This window comes from Thalassobaculum salexigens DSM 19539 (genome assembly GCF_000423805.1).
GTDB classification, from domain to species: Bacteria; Pseudomonadota; Alphaproteobacteria; order Thalassobaculales; family Thalassobaculaceae; genus Thalassobaculum; species Thalassobaculum litoreum.
Genome location: NZ_KE384094.1, coordinates 721,868 through 736,684 on the forward strand (window position 1 = coordinate 721,868; position 14,817 = coordinate 736,684).

Sequence of the window (14,817 nt, forward strand, 5' to 3'; positions counted from 1 at the left end):
TCCCTCACGGCTTTTCCCCAGCATAGACCCAGGGCCCCGGACGACGCCATGACCGACCGTCTCTCCAATACCGAGCTGCGCCGTCTGTTCCTGCACCAGCACGCGCTGTCCGAGTCGCCCGGCGGCGCGCTCACCCGCGACGGGCTCGACGCGCTGATCGACCGGCTCGGATTCGTGCAGGTCGACACCATTTCCACCCTGGAACAGGCGCACCACCACATCCTGTTCACCCGGGCCAACGGCTACAAGAAGTCCCACCTGAAGCACCTGCTGGAGAAACGGCGCTCGCTGTTCGAGCACTGGACCCACGACGCCTCCATCATCCCGACCCGGTTCTACCCCTACTGGAAGCCGCGCTTCGCCCGCTACAAGGCGCGGATGGACCGCGCGCCGCACTGGGACCAGCGCTTCGCCGGCCGGCGCGACGAGGTGCTGGACGAGATGCGCCGCCGGGTCGAGACCGAGGGCCGGGTGACCTCGCGCGACGTCACCCCCGACGACACCGAGGAGCGTGGGGCGTGGTGGGGCTGGACGCCGTCGAAGACCGCGCTGGAGTATCTCTGGCGCTCCGGCGAGTTCGCGGTCGCCGGCCGCAAGGGCTTCGCCAAGGTCTACGACCTGTCGCACCGGGTCATTCCGCCGGAACATCACGACCCGGAGCCGGACCACGCCGCCTTCATCGACTGGGCCGGGCGCGAGGCGATCTCCCGGCTGGCGGTCGCCACCCATGGCGAGGTGGCCCGGTTCTTCGACTCGATCTCCCCCGCCGAGGCCCAGGCCTGGTGCGAATGCGTCAGCGACAACACCCTGCGCCGGATCGATATCGAGCAGGCGGACGGCTCTGTGCGGCCGGTCTGGGCGCGGCCGGACGTGCTGGATCTGGCCCGCCAGGCGCCGGAACCGCCGGCGCGGGTGCGGTTCCTGTCGCCGTTCGACCCGATGATCCGCGAGCGCGAGCGCACCCAGCGGATCTTCGGCTTCGACTATCGCTTCGAGGCCTTCGTACCGGCGGCCAAGCGGGTCTACGGCTACTACGTGCTGCCGATGCTGGAACGCGACCGCCTGGTCGGCCGCATCGAACTGAAGACCCATCGCAACCGCGGCGAGCTTGAGGTGCGGGGGATGTGGATGGAGCCGGGCGTGCGGGCGTCGAAGGCGCGCGACGCCAAGATCGATGCCGAGATCGAGCGTTGGCGGGTGTTCACCGGGATGGAGCGGGTGGTGCGGTAGCGCGCCCCTGGCGGCGGCCCAGCGGCCGGTGGGTCCGCCGATACCGGCCGTGTGGCGATCGCCACAGAACACCCCGATTGGTTGCGATATCGTTCTCGCAGCCATCGTGACGGGGGAAGCGCCATGCTTGTGATCACCAACTATGCCCGCAAGGGCGGGCCCGACAAATGGGCGCCCACGCCCAGCCGGCCCGAGCGCGTCTTCGAACTGCACCCCCGGGACCGGGACCCCGGCAGCTCCGTCTATTTCCTGCGCCGCGACGACGACGGCGTGCTGCACGAGATCGGCAGCCAGGCCTTCTTCAAACGCACCCAGGGGTCGATCGAGCAGGAAATCCTGCTCTACCTGCATGGTTTCAGCACCACCGCGGAGTCGGCCTTCGCCCGGGCGGCCGAGTTGCAGAAGCTCATGGACGCGCGCTTCGCCAACGATCCGAACGCGAAATCGGTGGAGGTCATCCTGCTCCTGTGGCCCTGCGACGAGGATTTCGGGATCATGAAGGATTACTGGGACGACCAGGACGCCGCCGACAAGAGCGGCTTCGGCTTCGCCCGTGTGCTCGGGAAGTTCCTGGAGTGGCGCGCGAACCGGGGCGGCGACAACGCCTGCTATCGGCCGATCAATATCCTTGCCCACTCGATGGGCAATCGGGTCCTGCGCTTCACCCTGGACCGCTGGACCACCTATGAAGGCGGGATGCCGGCGATCTTCAAGAACATCTTCATGTTCGCCGCGGACGTCGACAACCAGTCGCTGGAGCCGGGCTGGTCGGGTCACCGGATCACCCAGACCGCCCGCAACGTGATCGTCTATTTCGCCAATGACGACCTGGCGATGTCCGCCAGCAAGATCGCCAACACGCCCGGCAACAAGACGATCTCACGTCGGCTCGGCCATACCGGACCGGAGGACATGGCCAAGGTCCCGAGCAACGTCTACGCGATCGATTGCGACGACTTCAACAACCTGTACGACCGCCCCAAGGGGCACAGCTACTTCTTCCGCACGAACGGCGTGACCGAAGGCGCGCCCGGCGTCGCCTTCGAGCATATGGCGGCAACGATCGAAGGCGGCCGCGTTCCGGCGGGGCCGGACCGCACGCTGATCCTGACCGTGTGAGGGGCTCGGGTGCATACACCACACGCTCCCCTCCCCTCCCCTACTCCCCGGAAAAAATCCGGGGAGTGAAAGATGGGGGGCGGCGATTCTGGGAGCGTACTGCCGCTACCCCACCAGATCGCGCCGGACCACGCCGGTCAGGCAGCCGATGGCGCCCGCCGCCTTGACCAGTTCGGAGCCGTCGATGGTGACGCACTCGATGCCGGCCTTCTCGTAGGCCTTCTGCACCGCGTCGTAGCCGGCCAGCATCAGGATCTTGCGCGGGCCGAGGGTGACGATGTTCAGCGCCCGGTTCAGCACGCTGTCCGGCTCGGAGGTCGGCAGCCAGAGGATCTCGTAGCCCCGCTCCTCCAGCGCCCGCACCGTGGAGAACGGCGTGCGGCGCGGCCAGCAGATGGCGAGATCGCGGTCGACGATCCGCAGCATGCCCATGAAATGCATGGTGCCGTAGGGCATGTCGACGGCCAGGGTCTCGACCCCGATCTCCTCCATGGAAGACGCGATCTGGGCGGCGGCGTCCTCGTTGGTGCGCAGGCCGAGGCCGACCATCACCGTCTCGGGATCGAGCCACATCAGGTCGGCACCCTCGAACACCGCATTACCGGTCATGGCGCGCAGGATCGGCACGCCGGCATCGGCCAAGCGCCGGGCGACCCAGCGCTCCTCGCCGGCCCGCACCGTGGAGGCCGGACGCGCCAGGATCGCGCCTTCCGGCGACATCACGAACAGGTCGGCGCAGAACATCTGGTTCGGGGTCGGCTGGCCGGCCGGGTCGACATACTGGACGTCGACGCCATTGGCGCGGTAGGCCTCGGCCATGGCGTCGTGCTGTTCGCCGGCGCGGCCCAGGTCGAGCGCCTCCAGCATCTGCACCGAGTTCGGATCCTCAAGGGCGGCCGCCAGCTCGCCGCCGGGGCGGTGCAGCAGGACCGAGCGCAAGGTGGCGTATTCGCTGTCGATGCCGCTGGCGGTCCAGAGATCGCCGATCTCCTCGCGGTGGGTGCGCGTGCGCCCCTGCCAGCCGGGTCCGCCATAGGCCGCCGAATTGAAGGTGTTGCCGGTCTTGTCCACGGGTGCTTCTCCGATCGCGTTGGAGCGCGAGAATTGTCGGGCGGCCGGCGAAAGTCAAAGGGGCGAAATGCGCAGGCCCTAACGCGCCCTTCCCTTCATTCGTCATCCCGGCGACCCCCAGGATGACGGGAAAGGGGGAGGATGGATAGGGTCAGGTGGTGGGTCGAAGACGGAGCCCTCTTCCCGCCGTCAGGCGGCCTCGGCCGCCCGCCTCACCGCCGCCACGTCGATGCCGGCCGCCGCCATCTTGGCGGCGCCGTCCGCCTCCACCAGTGCCGCCAGGGCGGCGAGGAACGGGTCGTGACGGCAAGGCTGCGACAGCCTGTTGAACACCATCGGGTATTCCACCGGCTCCCAGGTCTCGTCCGCCGCCAGGTTGTGCTGGACCTGCACCTCCAGCCGGTCGAGCGCGTGAACCAGCTTCGCCTCCGACGTGCCGCCGCTCTCCAGTTCCAGGAACAGGGCGTAGACGTGGCCGCCGGTATCGGCGTCCAGGCTGTCGCGGATGCGCAGCGCCGCCTCGGCCTCGCGCCGACGCTTGGCGTCCTGGCGGGGGCTGACCTCGAAGGCCGGGATGTCGCCGATCACCGCCTCGGTCAGGTCGTGGACGACGATCATCTCCAGGACCCGCAGCAGGTCCACCGGACGGCGCAGATGCGGGGCCACCAGGATTGCCATCAGCGCCATCTGCCAGGAATGCTCGGCCACGCTCTCCCGCCGGCCGTCGGACAGCCAGGAATGGCGCAGCTCGCGCTTGATCCGCTCACTGAAGCTAAGAAAATCGAGGATGGTGCGGGCCTGGTTCCGCATGGGAGACCTCCGCGTGCGCTTCGGGTCCGGGAGACGCTACCGGCCGCGCGCAGGGGGCTCCACGCATAAGTTATGCGGCCGCATCACACGGGCGAAGCCGGGCCGCGCAGATCCACGAAGCTGTTCAGCACGCTCGCCGACACCGCGTCGGGGCCCAGGGTGGTCGCCATGCGCACCGGGCTGCCGTCGTTCAGCGTGAGCCGCTCCCACAGGCAATAACCCTGCTGGATGCTGATGGCCGTCCCCGGCTCGCTCGCCCCGGTCCAGAAATAGGCGCCCGGAACCCGGCCCTCGAACCAGCCGCAGTCATCCAGCCTGGCTTCGGCGGCGCGGATCTCCTCGGTGGCGAAGCGATAGAGCGAGCGTCCTTCCCAGGTGCGGGCGTCCGAGTGCCACTCCGCCTCCCGCGCCGGCGATGCGGCGAGCAGGCGGTGGGTGATGTCGCAGACCAGATGAACCCGCAGCGGCGAGGTCTCCACCAGCCGGCGCAGGCCATGGTCGGAGCCGAGCGTGGCCGAACTGTGCAGCAGCCGCAGCAGCCGGCGGCGCTGATCGCCGCTCGGCGCCAGATCGCCGTTCTCCCAGCGCGACACGGTCGCCTGGGTCACGCCGACCAGATCGGCGACGGCTTGCTGCTTGAGCCGACGCACCGCGCGGATGCGGCGCAAGACGGGACCGAAATTCATGGGAATATCCACCGATCCGGAAACCGCGGCCATGGTCGGGGATCAGGGATGATTGCGCAAGCCGGGCGGCCATGGCCGCCGTCTCAGTCGGCGCCCTATCAGTCGGCGCCGTATCAGTCCGCGCCGGCCGCGTGCATGCCGACGAGGACGCCGCCGATCCGGCCGCTTTCCAGCATCAGCGGCAGGTCTAGCCGTTCGAAGTCGAAGCTCGCGCCCTTCAGCATGCGGCGGTAGCGCGAGGCGAGCGGCATGGCGGCGCGGGTGACCGCGTCGCAGTTCGCCTGGAACATCCGGCGGTATTCCGGGTCCGGCAGCGCCATCAGCGGCTGGCCGGTGACGTCCAGATGCGACAGCTCGATGATCTTCTTGCCGACGGTGCGGAACAGGCAATCGCCGCCCGGCACCGGCCGCTCCAGCAGGATCATCCAGTTCGCCAGCTCCGGCACCGAGGCGAAATCGACATCCGCCAGCTCCGGACAGCGCCGGAACTGGCGGATGTCGTTCCAGAAGTCGAGGACGTCGCGCATCTTGCCGGCGCGCAACCACGAACGGACCCCGGCCGTGCTGAAATCCGGCGCGTACTCGACCGAGCTGGTGTCGAGGTCCGGATAGGTGAAAACAGGGTCGGTGAGGGCCATCTGCGGTCCCGAAATGACGAGCGTGGGAAGATCGTGCGGACAGAATTCCCTAGCGTCAATGCGACTTTGTGGCATTTCTCACAAAGGTTATAATTTGCTCGGTGTGTTCACCCAGTTCGGGTGGCGGCTGGCGCAGGGCGGCCGGCGTCTGGGAGAGTTTGACCGGGAATCCGGTCATCCTGATCGGTGTGCGTCCCTCGCGCTCGGACTGGATCACCATCTCCTGGGCCAGCACCTGCGGGTCGGTGAACACCTCGTCCAGTCCCATGACCCGGCCGGCGGGGCAGCCCGCCTTGTTGATGGCATCGATCCAGTGATCCACCGGCTTCTCCCGGGTCACCGCGTTGATCCGGGCGTTCAGGGCGCCCCGGTTGGCCATGCGCTTCGCGTTGTCGGCGAAATCCGGCTCCCGCAGCAGCCCCTCCAGGCCGAGCACCCGCAGGAACCGCTCCACGAAGGTGTCGTTGGAGGGCGCGACCGCGATCTCGCCGTCCGCCGCCTGGAACAGGCCGTAGGGGGCGACGATCGGATGGTTGTTGCCGGTGCGGGTCGGGTTGGCGCCGGTGGCGAAGTATTCGGCGGAGAGATAGGCCATCATCGAGATCAGTCCCCCGGTCAGGCTGCTCTCCACCTGCTGGCCGCGGCCGGTTGTGTGCCGCGCCTGCAGGGCCGAGACCACGCCGAAGGCGCAGTACAGCCCGGCGATCAGGTCGGAGATCGGCGGCGCGGCGCGGCGCGGCGGGCCGTCCGGGTCGCCGTTCACCGCCATGAAGCCGCTCATCGCCTGGGCGATGAAGTCGAAGGCCGGACGGTCGACATAGGGGCCGGAAGCGCCGTAGCCGTTGACGCTGGCGCAGATCAGCCGCGGATTGATCTCCGCCAGCCGCTCGGCCGAGAAGCCCATCTTGGCGAAGACGCCGGGGCGGTAGTTCTCCACCACCACGTCGGCGGTCTCAAGCAGCCGGGTCAGGTCGGCCTTGCCCTCGTCGGTGTAGAGGTCGAGGACGACCGACTTCTTGTTGCGGTTGAACTGGGCGAAGTACCAGCTGTAGCCCTCGACCATGGCGCCCTGGCCGCGCACCGGATCGCCGGCCGGCGGCTCCACCTTGATCACGTCGGCGCCCATATCGGCGAGCAGCAGGGTGCAGAACGGCCCGGCCAGGATGCGGGTGAGATCGACGACGCGGATCCCGTCGAGCGCCCCGGCCGGGGCGCCCGTAATGTCACTGTCCGTCACGAATGCTCACCCTTCCGCGGTACGCACGGCGTCCATGTCATGCAGGTCGAGCCGCTGCCCGGCCTTCATCACCTGCCCCGGCAGCGGGTGGCCCACCACCGTCTCCACGTCGCAGCCGATCGCCATCAGCTTGCGCAGGTCGATGCCGGTCTCGATGCCCATCTCGTGCAGCAGGTAGACCAGATCCTCGGTGCAGATATTGCCCGTGGCGCCCGGCGCGAAGGGACAGCCGCCGGTACCGCCGAACGAGCTCTCGTACTTGTCGATGCCCTCGTCCAGCCCGACCATGACATTGGCGAGGCCGATGCCGCGGGTGTTGTGGAAATGCAGGCCCATGGTCAGCTTCGGCGCGGCCTCCCGCACCGCCGCCACGCCGGCGCGCACCGTCGGCGGGGTCGCCATGCCGGTGGTGTCGCCGAAGGTCATGCCGACGAAGCCCATGTCCTGGAACCGCTTGGCGATCATCGCCAGCCGCTCCGGCGCCACGTTGCCCTCGAACGGGCAGCCGAAGGCGGTGGCGATGGCGCCGTGCACCGGGATCTTGGCGTCGCCGGCGATCTTCGCGACCTCCTCGAAGCCCTTCAGCGACTCCTCGACCGAGCGGTTCACGTTCTTCTTGTTGTGGCTTTCCGACGCGGAGACGAAGACCACCATCTCGTCGACCCCGCATTCGGCGGCGCGGATGGCGCCGCGGCCGTTCGGGACCAGGGTGGCGATGATCGCGCCCTTGCTGCGGTCGATCCCGGCCATCACCTCGGCGGCGTCGGCGAGCTGCGGCACCGCCTTGGGCGACACGAAGGAGGTCGCCTCGATCCGCGGCACGCCGGCATCGATCAGCCGGTTGATCAGCGCGATCTTCTCGGCCGCCGGGATCAGCCGCTTCTCGGCCTGCAGGCCGTCGCGCGGGCCGACATCCGTCACCTCGACCTTACGCACCTGGGTCATCTCGTTTCCTCCGTTTATTCAGCCGGTTTGTTCAAAACATCCAATGCGGCGGCACCGCACCGGCGACCGGGGAGCGGAAGGTCACCAGCCCGTCGCCCGCCAGCGAGCCGCAATACACCGTCTTCAGGTCCGGCCCGCCGAACGTGATGCTGGCGATGTTCCTGAGCGGCCGCTTCGCGCCGATCATCAGGTCGTCGCGGGTGAAGCCCCCGTCGCGCCACCGCGCCATGGCCGGGGCGATCTCCGCCGGATCGCAATCCTCCAGGATCACGTGCTGGCTGCCGTCCGGGCCGACACGCACCAGCCGGTTGCTCATCACGCTGGCGCACCACACGCCGCCCTCGACGTCGAACTCGAAACCGTCGGGGATCACCCCGTCGATATAGTCGACCACGGTCTGTCTGCTACCCAGCCCGTCGCCCTTGAGCTCGAAACGGGACAGCCGCCGGGCCATGGTCTCGTTGGCATAGAGCCAGCGGCCGGAGGGGTCGACCTTCACCTCGTTCGTATAGCCCAGGCCGTCGGCGACGATGCGGGCGGTGTCCGGGCGGTCGATCGCGTCCATCAGGATGACGAAGCCGTCCGCCACCTCGCGGTGCATCGCCCGGTCGCGCGGGATCCGGCAGGTGCTGATCGAGATCCAGACCCGGCCTGCCTCGTCCAGATGGACGAAGTTCACCGGCGGCACCGGATAGCCGTCGACCTGCAGCAGAAGCGGCGTGCACGTCCCGTCCGGGAACAGCCGCCACGCCCCGCCGCTGTCGCCGAGACTGGCGATCAGAAACGAGCCGTCCGGCGCCATCGACCAGCCGTTGGGCATGAAGTCGGCGGGCGCGCCCTCGCCGGCGACGATGGGATGGGGCGTGCCGTCGGCGTCCAGCCGGACGACTCCGCCGCCGCCCTGCGGCAGCGCGTGGCTGACCCAGATCGCTCCGGCTTCGGTACAGGCGACACATTCCGGCCGCCGCAGACCGCGGCCGAAGAACGAGACGGCATCGGGGGTAATGACATAATCCATGACGACGGGACTGTAGCGCCACGCCCGCCGGGCGAAAAGACGGCCAGATGCATCGGCCTCATGCCGCCTCGGCACCTTGCGGGCCGGGCCCGCCCTGGCATCATGCGGACCTCACCGGACGTAAGGACGTACAGATGGACCTGCTTCTCTCCGACAAGACCGCGCTGATCTCGGGCGCGTCGGCCGGCATCGGCCGCTCCGCCGCCCTGCTGATGGCCCGCGAAGGCGCCAGGGTGATCATCCATGGCCGGCGGGAGGCCGCCCTGCAGGCGGTGATCGACGAGGCGGTCGCGGCCGGCGGCCCGGCCCCGGTGGCCGTGACCGGAGACCTGGACAGCGTGGAGGGCTGCGCCGCGATCGCCGAGCGCGCCCTGGAGGCGGCCGGCGGCACGATCGACATCCTGATCAACAACGCCGGCGGCTCGCGGCCCATGGAGGACCCCTGGGACGAGGCGTTCTGGGAGGCGTCGTTCAAGCTGAACTTCGAGGCGGCGCGGCGGCTGTCGGCGGCGATCGTGCCGGGGATGAAGGAGCGCCGCTGGGGCCGCATCGTCAACGTGACCGGTGCCATGGTCGGCCACTCGATGAACGCCGCCATGCCGGCCAAGGCGGCGCTGCAGTCCTGGTCGCGCACGATGTCGCTGGAGCTGGCGCCGTTCGGGATCACCGTGAACACGATCGCGCCGGGACGGATCCATTCCGACCAGATCGACAACCGCCTGCACCCGACCGAGGAGAGCCGGCAGGCCTTCATCGACCGGTTCATCCCGGCCGGCTATTTCGGCGAGCCCGAGGACCTGGCGGTGCTGATGGTGTTCCTCGCCTCGCCGCTCGCCCGCTACATCAGCGGCGCGGCGATCCCGGTCGACGGCGCGATGGTTCGGGTCGGCTGAGCGTCACTTCTCCGGCAGCGGGATGAACTCCTCCTCGTCGCCGGGGACGACGTCGAACTTGCCGGCCTTCCAGTCCGCCTTGGCGGACTCGATCCGGTCCTTCGACGAGTGCACGAAGTTCCACCAGATGAAGCGCGGGCCGTCCATCGGCTCGCCGCCCAGTACCTGGATGCGGGCCCGGCTCGCCGCCTCGACGGTGACCGGGTCGCCCGGATGCAGGACCAGGAGCTGGCCGCACTCGAACCGGTCGCCGTTGATGACCACGGTCCCTTCGGAGACGTAGATCGCCCGCTCCTCGTGCTCGGCCGGGATCGGTAGACGCGCACCGGTCTCCAGCGCGACGTCGGCGTATATCATTTCGGAGAAGGTGGTGACCGGCGAGGTCGCGCCCCACAGGGAGCCGGCGATGATCCGCACCGCCTTGCCCTCCGCCTCCAGGGTCGGCAGCGCCGTCTGGTCGCGGTGTTCGAAGGCGGGCGCCACCTCCTCGCTGGCCTTCGGCAGGGCGATCCAGGACTGGATGCCGAACAGGTGCGGCCCCATGGCCTTCACCGCGTCGTCCATCCGCTCGGAATGCACGATGCCCTTGCCGGCGGTCATCAGGTTGACCTCGCCCGGCCGGATCGGCTGGGTCGTGCCGAGGCTGTCGCGATGATGGATCTCGCCGTCGAACAGATAGGTCAGGGTAGCGAGCCCGATATGCGGATGCGGGCGGACGTTGATCCCCTCGCCGACCGGCATCGAGGCCGGCCCCATCTGGTCCCAGAAGATGAACGGCCCGATCATCTGCCGTTTGGCCGAGGGCAGCGCGCGGCGCACCTCGAAGCCGCCGATGTCCCGGGCGCGCGGCACGATCACCACATCAACGGCGTTCGGGTTTCCGTCGGCGTAGCAGTCGGGATCGAGTTCCTGCAATGTGCTCATGGCCACCCCCCTTTTGACATCCGCAGGGTAAGCCAAATCGAGGCCGGTGGGGAGTGTTGCCTACCCGACCCGGCGGCGCACCACGGTCACGCCGACGCTTTCGGCGTCGTGGAACACGTCGAGCTTGGAGATCGTGACCTCCGCCCGCTGCGCGCGCTCGTCGGCCAGGCAGATCTCGGCGACCCGGTCGGCCAGGGTCTCCACCAGCTTCACATGGCCGCCGCCGGCCAGGGCGCGGACCGCCTTGACGATGCGCTCGTAGCAATAGACCCGGGCGTAGTCCTCACGGAAGCCGCCCTCGGGACGGGTCACATCGACGGCGATGTCGACCCGCACGCGCTGGCGCACGCCCTGTTCATGGGCATGGATGCCGATCTGGAAATCCACCACCAGGGCGTTGATCCGCACGGTATAAAGGGCGTCGACCACCTCGGTGGTGTCGGCCGCGCGCGGTTCTTCGATCGTGAAGGTCATCGGTCCCTCGGGCGCCATCGTCCTCTTCTCAGCCAGTTCTCGCACCCGGAAAATTACGGGGTTGCGCGTCGTCGAGCGGTGCGCACCCTAGACGCAAGGATGGGGTTTTGTCGTCCCAAACCCGCCATCGAGGGAGCGAAACCCGTCTCGTCACCTTCCTATCTTGGCGCGGAGGTCCGTCGGGTCTAGGGTCTGCGCCAATCTTGTATACAAATCGGAGGAAAAATCATGAGCGACAAGGCCATGTTCGAGGCCGGTCTGAAGAACCGGCGCGAGGTTCTCGGTGCCGAGTATGTCGACAAGTCGATCGCGGCCGCCGACGACTTCAACATGCCGATGCAGGAACTGGTTACCGAATACTGCTGGGGCGAGGTCTGGGGCCGTCCGGGCCTGAGCCGGCAGCAGCGCTCGATGCTCAATCTCGGCATGCTGGTCGCACTCGGCCGCAGCCACGAGCTGCGTCTGCACATCCGCGGCGCCATCAACAACGGGCTGACCAAGGACGACATCAAGGAAGTCTTCCTGCAGACCGCCATCTACTGCGGCGTGCCGGCGGCGATCGACGCCTTCCGCAACGCCCGCGAGGTCTTCAAGGAGATGGGGATCGACTGATCCCCACCGCCCTGCCCCGCACCTGGAACCCTACATCACGGAGTTACTGACATGTCCGACATCACCGTCGGGTGGATCGGCATCGGCAACATGGGTTGGCCGATGGCCCGCAATGCTAAGAAGGCCGGCGTCGATATCGCCGTCTTCGACCTGGACCAGGACAAGCTGGGCCGTTTCGCCGACGAGTTCGACGCCAAGCGGGCCTCCAGCCTCGCCGCCCTGTCGGAGATGTCGGACGTCATCGTCACCATCGTTCCCGACGGCAAGGTCGTCCGCCGCATCTGCTTCGGCGACGGCGACAACCTCGCCGCCGGGTTCGCCGAGGGCAAGATCGTGGTCGACATGAGCTCCTCGGCGCCGATGGGCACCCGGGCGCTGGGCGACGAGCTGGCGGCCAAGGGCATCACCCTGATCGACGCGCCGGTCTCCGGCGGCGTGACGGGCGCCGACAAGGCCAGCCTGTCCATCATGGTCGGCTGCTCCGACGAGGATGCGCTCGCCAAGGTCATGCCGACCTTCGAGGCGACGGGGAAGAACATCTTCCGCTGCGGCCCTCTCGGCGCCGGTCACGCGATGAAGTGCCTGAACAACTATCTCTCCGCCGTCGGCCTGACCGCCGCGAACGAGGCGCTGCTGATCGGTCAGAAGTTCGGCCTCGAGCCGTCCGCCATGGTCGACATCCTGAACGTCTCGACCGGCCGCAACTCGTCGACCGAGCGCAAGTATCACCAGTCGGTGCTGCCGCGGACCTACAATTCCGGCTTCGCCACCGCGCTGATGGCCAAGGACGTGGGCATCGCCGCCGGGCTCGCCGGCGACCAGGACATGTTCGCGCCGCTGCTCGCCTCGCTGAACGAGATCTGGGCCGGCTACAACGAGGTCATGCCGACCGCGAACCACGAGGCGACGATCGAGGTCCTGGAAAAGGCCAACGCGATCAAGCTGAAGGGTCCGAAGGCCTGAGCCACGCGGCCCGGGAACGTCTCTGAGCAAAAGGGGCGGCGGGCGGAGGAAACGAACGAGAGGAGGAGGCCATGGCAGGCCAGCCGCTGGAGGGTGTCCGCATCCTGGCGGTCGAGCAGTATGGTGCCGGACCGTTCGGCACCATGTATCTCGCCAACCAGGGCGCCGAGGTCATCAAGATCGAGAACCCGGCCGACGGCGGCGACATGGCGCGCGGCGTCGGTCCGTATTTCTTCGACGACGACGGCCGGCAGAGCCAGTTCTTCCACTCGTTCAACCTGAACAAGCGCAGCGTCGCCCTCGACCTGCGCAGCGACGAGGGGCGGCGGATCTTCCGGGAACTGGCCGCCACCGCCGACGCCGTGACCAACAACCTGCGCGGCGACGTGCCGGAGAAGCTCGGTCTCGACTACGCCAGCCTGAAGGACGTGAACCCGAAGATCGTCTGCGGCCACCTCTCGGCCTATGGCCGCGACGGGTCGCGCAAGACCTGGCCGGGTTACGACTACCTGATGCAGGCCGAAGCCGGCTGGTTCTCGGTCACCGGCGAGCCCGGTTCGCCACCGAGCCGGTTCGGCCTGTCGGTGGTCGACCTGATGACCGGTGTGACCATGGCCTTCGGCGTCAGCTCGGCGATCCTTCAGGCGCGCGCTTCCGGCGAGGGCCGCGACGTCGATGTCAGCCTGTTCGACCTGGCGCTGCACACGGTGACCTATCTCTCCACCTGGTACCTGAACGCCGGCCATGTGCAGGACCGGCTGCCGCGCTCGGCCCATCCGTCTCTGACCCCGTGTCAGACCTATAAGACCAGGGACGGCTGGATCTACCTGATGTGCAACAAGGAGAAGTTCTGGCCGGCGCTGTGCCGGAAGATCGGACGCCCGGAGCTGGCGACCGATCCGCGCTTCGCCACCTTCAAAGACCGTCTGGCCGAACGCCCCGCCATCCAGGAGATTCTGGACGAGGCGCTGAGCGCGAAGACCACGGCGGAATGGATGGTGGAGTTCGGCGGCACCGTCCCCGCCTCGCCGATCCTCGACATCGCCGACGCCATGGACAATCCCTTCGTCGCCGAGCGCGACGGCATCCACGACTTCGCCCCGCCGCCCAACGGTGCGGCACTGGGACTTGAGGAGGCCTTCCGCATGGTTGCCCATCCGATCCGCAATTCCGGCTCGGCCCCGCCGAAACGCCCCGGCCCGGAGCTCGGCGGCGATACCGACGGTCTGCTGGCAGAGCTCGGCTACGGCAGCGAGCAGATTGCGGCCCTGCGCAAGGCGGGAGCGGTCGGATGAGCGTGAAGCTTGCGTTCATCGGCTTCGGCGAGGCCGGTCCCGAACTCGCCAGGGGCCTGCTCGGCGCCGGGGCCAAGTCCGTTGCCACCTACGACATCCTGGCCGCCGACCCGGCCACCCGCGACGCCTGGCGGGCCAAGGCGGAAGGGTTCGGCGCCAAAGCCTGCAACACCCCGGCGGAAGCGGTGGCCGAGGCCGACCTGATCCTGTCGACAGTGACCTCCGAGCGCGCGCTGGAGGCAGCGGAGAGTGCCGCCCCGCACCTTCGCCAGGGCCAGCTCTATCTCGACCTCAACTCCTGCGCTCCCGGCAAGAAGGTGAAGGCGGCGAAGGCGGTGGAGAGCAATTCGGCCGCCCGCTACGTGGACGTGGCGGTGATGGACACCGTACTGGGGCGCGGCCATGTGGTGCCGATGCTGCTGGCCGGCGAGGCGGCGGAAGCCGTCGCGGAGACCATGACGAGCCTCGGCATGAATGTGGAAGTGGTGGGCACGCAGATCGGCCAGGCCTCGACCATCAAGATGGCCCGCTCGGTCTTCATGAAGGGCATCGAGGCGATTCTGTGCGAGAGCCTGGTGGCGGCGGACCGGGCCGGCGTGGCCGACCGGGTGCTGGCCTCCATCCAGTCGACCTTCCCCGGCCTCGACTGGCGCCAGGTGGCGACCTTCCACATGGGCCGCATGGCTCTGCACGGAAAGCGCCGGGCCATCGAGATGGACAGCGTCGCCGACACCCTGCGCGACCTGGGGCTGGAGCCGTCCACGGCACTTGGCACCCGCGACCGGCAGATGTGGGTCGCCGATCTCGGCCTGCGCGAGCGCTTCGCCGGGAAGGACCCGGAAAGCCTGGAGGAGTTCCTGGAAGCGGTGGCGGAGAAGACAGGACTGCCCCAATAAGCAGAA

General features: G+C 68.4%; 16 protein-coding genes. 7 read left to right on the forward strand and 9 right to left on the reverse strand.

All coding sequences use genetic code 11. The features are described 5' to 3' along the window. Positions 1-48: 48 nt before the first annotated feature. Together G578_RS0118560 and G578_RS0118565 are read left to right on the forward strand one after the other, a co-directional pair. A complete protein-coding gene (locus tag G578_RS0118560) occupies positions 49-1,230 on the forward strand; it encodes a winged helix-turn-helix domain-containing protein (RefSeq protein WP_028795523.1) in 1,182 nt (393 codons plus the stop codon). Positions 1,231-1,353: 123 nt separating this feature from the next. Then, entirely contained in the window at positions 1,354-2,349 is a 996-nt protein-coding gene (locus G578_RS0118565; protein WP_028795524.1) for an alpha/beta hydrolase, read from the forward strand. 105 nt (positions 2,350-2,454) lie between these two features. Here the strand turns inward: G578_RS0118565 and G578_RS0118570 are convergent, their stop codons facing one another. From G578_RS0118570 to G578_RS0118600, 7 genes are all read right to left on the reverse strand, one after another. Beyond that, a complete protein-coding gene (locus tag G578_RS0118570; protein ID WP_028795525.1) occupies positions 2,455-3,420 on the reverse strand; it encodes a dimethylarginine dimethylaminohydrolase family protein in 966 nt (321 codons plus the stop codon). A 189-nt stretch (positions 3,421-3,609) separates the two neighbouring features. Next, positions 3,610-4,230 carry an HD domain-containing protein gene (locus tag G578_RS0118575; protein ID WP_028795526.1) on the reverse strand — a complete coding sequence of 207 codons (621 nt, stop codon included), beginning with the start codon at positions 4,228-4,230 and terminating at the stop codon, positions 3,610-3,612. Between the two features lie 83 nt (positions 4,231-4,313). Continuing rightward, complete coding sequence (locus tag G578_RS27035; RefSeq protein ID WP_051245003.1) at positions 4,314-4,916, reverse strand: helix-turn-helix transcriptional regulator; 603 nt, start codon at positions 4,914-4,916, stop codon at positions 4,314-4,316. A 113-nt stretch (positions 4,917-5,029) separates the two neighbouring features. Continuing rightward, positions 5,030-5,554, reverse strand: a complete 525-nt coding sequence (locus tag G578_RS0118585; RefSeq protein ID WP_028795527.1) for a PAS domain-containing protein — start codon at positions 5,552-5,554, stop codon at positions 5,030-5,032. Between the two features lie 55 nt (positions 5,555-5,609). After that, positions 5,610-6,791: a CaiB/BaiF CoA transferase family protein gene (locus G578_RS0118590; protein WP_211228959.1), complete on the reverse strand. Its 1,182-nt coding sequence runs from the start codon at positions 6,789-6,791 to the stop codon at positions 5,610-5,612. Positions 6,792-6,797: 6 nt separating this feature from the next. Beyond that, entirely contained in the window at positions 6,798-7,736 is a 939-nt protein-coding gene (locus G578_RS0118595; RefSeq protein ID WP_028795529.1) for a hydroxymethylglutaryl-CoA lyase, read from the reverse strand. A gap of 31 nt (positions 7,737-7,767) precedes the next feature. After that, entirely contained in the window at positions 7,768-8,754 is a 987-nt protein-coding gene (locus G578_RS0118600; RefSeq protein WP_051245004.1) for an SMP-30/gluconolactonase/LRE family protein, read from the reverse strand. 134 nt (positions 8,755-8,888) lie between these two features. On the opposite strand from G578_RS0118600, the gene G578_RS0118605 reads away from it, so the two are divergent. Next, the gene (locus tag G578_RS0118605) at positions 8,889-9,647 is read left to right on the forward strand and encodes an SDR family NAD(P)-dependent oxidoreductase (RefSeq protein WP_028795531.1); all 759 of its coding nucleotides are present in this window, start codon (positions 8,889-8,891) and stop codon (positions 9,645-9,647) included. Between the two features lie 3 nt (positions 9,648-9,650). On the opposite strand, the gene G578_RS0118610 is transcribed toward G578_RS0118605, so the two are convergent. Both G578_RS0118610 and G578_RS27040 read right to left on the reverse strand, forming a co-directional pair. After that, the gene (locus tag G578_RS0118610; RefSeq protein ID WP_028795532.1) at positions 9,651-10,571 is read right to left on the reverse strand and encodes a pirin family protein; all 921 of its coding nucleotides are present in this window, start codon (positions 10,569-10,571) and stop codon (positions 9,651-9,653) included. A gap of 60 nt (positions 10,572-10,631) precedes the next feature. Continuing rightward, positions 10,632-11,045, reverse strand: a complete 414-nt coding sequence (locus G578_RS27040) for a dihydroneopterin aldolase (protein WP_038015330.1) — start codon at positions 11,043-11,045, stop codon at positions 10,632-10,634. Positions 11,046-11,273: 228 nt separating this feature from the next. Between G578_RS27040 and pcaC the strand changes: the two genes are divergently transcribed. The 4 genes from pcaC (at position 11,274) to G578_RS27050 (ending at position 14,811) form a co-directional block, all read left to right on the forward strand. Further along, entirely contained in the window at positions 11,274-11,657 is a 384-nt protein-coding gene (gene pcaC / locus G578_RS0118620) for a 4-carboxymuconolactone decarboxylase (RefSeq protein ID WP_038015174.1), read from the forward strand. A gap of 51 nt (positions 11,658-11,708) precedes the next feature. Then, complete coding sequence (locus G578_RS27045) at positions 11,709-12,620, forward strand: NAD(P)-dependent oxidoreductase (protein WP_038015175.1); 912 nt, start codon at positions 11,709-11,711, stop codon at positions 12,618-12,620. A 71-nt stretch (positions 12,621-12,691) separates the two neighbouring features. Next, the gene (locus G578_RS0118630) at positions 12,692-13,915 is read left to right on the forward strand and encodes a CaiB/BaiF CoA transferase family protein (RefSeq protein ID WP_028795534.1); all 1,224 of its coding nucleotides are present in this window, start codon (positions 12,692-12,694) and stop codon (positions 13,913-13,915) included. Next, positions 13,912-14,811 (forward strand): NAD(P)-dependent oxidoreductase, encoded by a 900-nt coding sequence (locus tag G578_RS27050; protein WP_038015176.1) that lies wholly within the window; start codon positions 13,912-13,914, stop codon positions 14,809-14,811. Before G578_RS0118630 ends, G578_RS27050 begins: the two co-directional genes overlap by 4 nt. The last annotated feature ends 6 nt before the right edge of the window (positions 14,812-14,817 follow it).